The 4,006-nt window shown below is 59.6% G+C and carries 2 protein-coding genes and 1 pseudogene; all 3 read left to right on the forward strand.

What is annotated here, in order from left to right:
* Positions 1 to 358 precede the first annotated feature (358 nt).
* The gene (locus Q0349_RS09375) at positions 359 to 1,699 is read left to right on the forward strand and encodes a sodium-dependent transporter (RefSeq protein WP_298080619.1); all 1,341 of its coding nucleotides are present in this window, start codon (positions 359 to 361) and stop codon (positions 1,697 to 1,699) included.
* A gap of 145 nt (positions 1,700 to 1,844) precedes the next feature.
* Positions 1,845 to 2,345, forward strand: coding sequence for a hypothetical protein (locus Q0349_RS09380; RefSeq protein WP_298080620.1), 501 nt, complete (start codon positions 1,845 to 1,847; stop codon positions 2,343 to 2,345).
* A 158-nt stretch (positions 2,346 to 2,503) separates the two neighbouring features.
* Positions 2,504 to 4,006: pseudogene (locus Q0349_RS09385) on the forward strand (CocE/NonD family hydrolase); the annotation flags it as partial.

Below are 4,006 nucleotides of genomic sequence, written 5' to 3' on the forward strand. Positions count from 1 at the left end.
GAAAGCGGTTGGTGACAGCAAACGTAGGTCGGGCATTTATGCCCGACATTCGCAACCCGCATTCCGCACCACACTACAGTCGCCTGCAAAACACGCAAACCGCCGCTTTCGCCGATCTGCGGCGGATTCCCGCCCGCAATATCCGTAGGGTGGGGCTTGCCCCACCATGAAAGCGGTTGGTGACAGCAAACGTAGGTCGGGCATTTATGCCCGACATTCGCAATGCCAGCATTCCGCGTGCGTGTCGGCAGCACCACGCATCCGGCGATTTGCCCCTACGACGATAACGGTGCAATTTTCCCGCCTGCAAACGTGGAATTGGCGATAATGCCGCTCCTTTTTCAACATCGGTCTGTTTATGAGTCATCACGATAGCTGGTCTTCCCGTCTGGGTTTCATCCTCGCTGCCGCCGGTTCTGCCATCGGCCTCGGTGCCATCTGGAAATTCCCCTATACCGCCGGTACCCACGGCGGCGCGGTGTTTTTTTTGCTGTTTATGATTTTCACGTTTTTGGTGGGCGCGCCGGTTTTGATTTCCGAGTTCGTCATTGGCCGGCACAGCCGCCATAATGCGATTCAGGCGTTTCACCGCATCCGCCCCGGCAGCGCCTGGCCGCTGGTCGGCTGGCTCGGTGTCGTCACCTGTTTTGTGTTGTTGTCTTTTTATAGTGTCGTCGGCGGCTGGGTGGTCGCTTATATTTGGCACGGCGTGAATGGCGATTTGGCGGCGGTGACGGATTATGGCGCGTTTTTCGGCGCGATGATTGCGAACTCCGGCGAGGTGATTTTGTTCCAGGGGCTGTTCATGCTGGCGGTGGTGTATGTGGTGCAGGCCGGGGTCAGTCAGGGGATTGAGCGGGCGAACAAGTACATGATGCCCGCGCTGTTTGTGATGTTTGTCCTGCTGGCGCTGCGCTCGCTCACGTTGCCCGGCGCGTGGCAGGGCGTGCTGTTCCTGCTCAAGCCGGACTGGTCGTTTTTCAATGGCGAGACGATGCTCTCCGCGCTCGGTCAGGCGTTTTTTGCGCTCAGTATCGGCGTGTCGGTGATGGTCACTTATGCCTCGTATTTGCGCGATGATTATGATCTTCTGCGCAGCGCCAACAGTATTGTCTGGATGAATATTGCGATTTCGCTGCTCGCCGGGCTGGTGATTTTCCCGGCGGTGTTCGCGCTCGGTTTTGAGCCGAACCAGGGGCCGGGGCTGATTTTTGCGATTCTCCCGGCGGTGTTTGCCAAGTTGCCATTCGGCGTGCCGCTGTTTGTGGTGTTCATGGTGCTGGTGCTGTTTGCGACGCTGACTTCGGCGTTTTCGATGCTGGAGAATGTGGTCGCGGTGCTGGCGTACAAGCGGCCTGAGCGGCGCGCGCCGGTGTCGTGGCTGCTCGGTGTGGCGATTTTTTTGGTCGGCATTCCGTCGGCGCTGTCGTTCGGCGTGCTGGGCGATGTCAAGTTCATCGGCGAGCGCAGTATTTTTGATTCGCTGGATTTGCTCGTCACCAACTGGAGTATGCCGCTCGGCGCGCTGCTGATTGCGCTGTTTACCGGCTGGGCGTGGCAGCGGCAGGCGGTGCGGCGCGAGGCGATGACCGGCAGCAATTTGCCGCTGTGGTTGTTTGACCTGTGGTTTGTGCTGGTGCGTTTTGTCGCGCCGCTGGCGATTGTCGTGGTGTTTTTGCACGGCATCGGCGTGTTTTGATGGTCCGCAGCGGTGTTGTGCCGCTGCGTTTTTTTTGTTTGTCTGGAGTGTTTTTATGACAAATCTGACAAAAGCGGATGTGGTCGCACCTGATGCCGTGCGCAGTGCGGACATCGTCCCCAAGTCAAATAAAAGGAAACCAAATATGAAAACCAAACTGTCCGCCCGTGCCACCCTTATTGGCAGTCTCTCCCTGCTCTTGACCGCCTGCGCCATCCCGCCTGAAACCGCGCCCATGGAAATCAGCATGGACACGATTCGCAGCGCAGACTACGGCACCTATCCCAACGATTATGAACAGCAAATCCGCCAATATCTGAATGACACCCTGCTTGACCCCGACAGTGCAAAAATCCGCATCACCCCGCCGCGCAAAGTGTTCAAGATATACGAAACCGACGACCAACCCAGCAAACCAAAATACTACCCCTGTTATCTGGTATGCGCAGAAGTGAACGCCAAAAACACCTTCGGCGGTTACGCCGGCTGGCAGACACAGCGCTACCGGTTTACAAACGGCAGCATGGAAGATGAACAAAACTTTTCTTATAGGAACAGCATCGATTCTGATGCGTGCTACAGCACAGACGAGATCTATATTGACACCCAAAATTTGGACAAGCTGAAAGTCAATATCATCCCGTAAGTCCGATTTGGCAGCAAAAACTCCAAAGGTAGCCTGAAAAGCCAAAAGGCCGCAGGAATCCCGAAACCCGCTTTCAGACGGCCTAAGCAGCTATTCAAAATCTTGGGGAATCGCATTTTCCCGTATGCTTATTAGAGAACTGAAAACAGAAAAAACAGTCGATCGCCTGGCTGTTGCAACAGGACTGGTGCAATGGCCGCATCGGCAGCATGGGGCTGTCATACGCGGCGCATACCCAGCTCGCCGCCTGCCTCAACCCGCCCGGGCTGACGACGATGGTGCTCGATTCCGGCGGCTTCGCCAATGCCTACCGCTGCGGCGCGCGCCAGGGCGGCGCCTTTGAGCTGAAACAGGCGACCTGGGCGTACAAACAGGCGGCGCTCAGCCCGCTCGCCAAGGCCAATCCGCAAATCGCGGCGGCGCTGGCGGCGGAAAACATCTTTGACTGGTTCGCCTGTATGCCGTGGCAACCGCAACATTCACCGCTGCGCCACCATCCTGAATACGAAGCATACCTGCTGCAACAATGGCGGAGCGGCACCTTCGGCGAATACTGGCAGCAACTGGGCATCTACGCCGAAGGCTGGTACGCACAACTGCCGGACATCCCGGTGATGTTCCTCTCCAGCTGGTACGACGCCTACGTGCCGTCCACCCTCGCCAATTTCCGCGCCTTCTGCGCGGCAGGAAGGCAGGCACCGCAGCGGCTCATCATGGGCCCCTGGCTGCACGGCGACCGCATCATCACCCATAGCGGCAACGCCGAATTTGGCGCACAGGCAGCGCTGGACGGCGCCATCGCCCCCGACTGGCTCACCTGCCGCCTCGACTGGTTCAGCCGCCACCTCTGCGCCGAAACACCCGAACAGGACGGCAGGCGCGAAGTCTCCGTCTTCATCATGGGCGGCGGCAGCGGCAAACGCGACGACGCCGGGCGATTACAACACGGCGGCCAGTGGCACCACGCACAGGACTGGCCACTACCCGGCAGCCGTCGCGAACAATGGTATCTGCAGGCAGACATGGGACTGCGCCCGCAAGCGGCGACAGCAGCGGCGCACATCCTCCAGTCCGACCCGCATCACCCGGTGCCGACCATCGGCGGCTCCATCACCTCCGGCCTGCCGGTCTTTGCCGGGGGCGCGTTCGACCAGCGCGAAGCGCCGGAATTCTTTGGCAGCGCGGGCAACAACCTGCCGCTTTCCGCCCGCGCCGACGTGCTGGTCTTCCAGAGCGAACCGCTGACAGAAGACCTCTGCGTCGCGGGCGACGTGCGCGTCCGCCTGTGGATAGACAGCGACGCGCCGGACACCGACTTCACCGCCAAACTGGTGGACGTTTACCCGCCCAACGAAGACTACCCGCAGGGCTACGCGATGAACATCACCGACGGCATCATCCGCTGCCGCTACCGCAACAGCTGGACACAGCCGGAACTGCTGCAACCTGGCGAAGTGGTAGAAGTCGTGATCGAGCCATTCGCCACCTGCAACCTGTTCAAAAAGTCCACCGCCTGCGGCTGGACATCGCTGGCAGCAACTTCCCGCATTTCGACTGCAACCCCAACAGCGGCGAGGCAGAAGGCGAAGCGCGCGGCAAACGCACCGCAACCAACCGCTCCTGCGCCACCCGCACCCGCGTATCCAACAGATCGGAAGAGC

It is taken from the genome of uncultured Cardiobacterium sp. (genome assembly GCF_938028185.1).
Classification (GTDB): Bacteria; Pseudomonadota; Gammaproteobacteria; order Cardiobacteriales; family Cardiobacteriaceae; genus Cardiobacterium.

Excerpts from the sequence above, each read along its gene's own strand:
- Q0349_RS09375 (WP_298080619.1), top strand. The coding sequence starts at position 359 with ATGAGTCATCACGATAGCTGGTCTTCCCGTCTGGGTTTCATCCTCGCT.
- Q0349_RS09380 (WP_298080620.1), top strand. The coding sequence starts at position 1,845 with ATGAAAACCAAACTGTCCGCCCGTGCCACCCTTATTGGCAGTCTCTCC.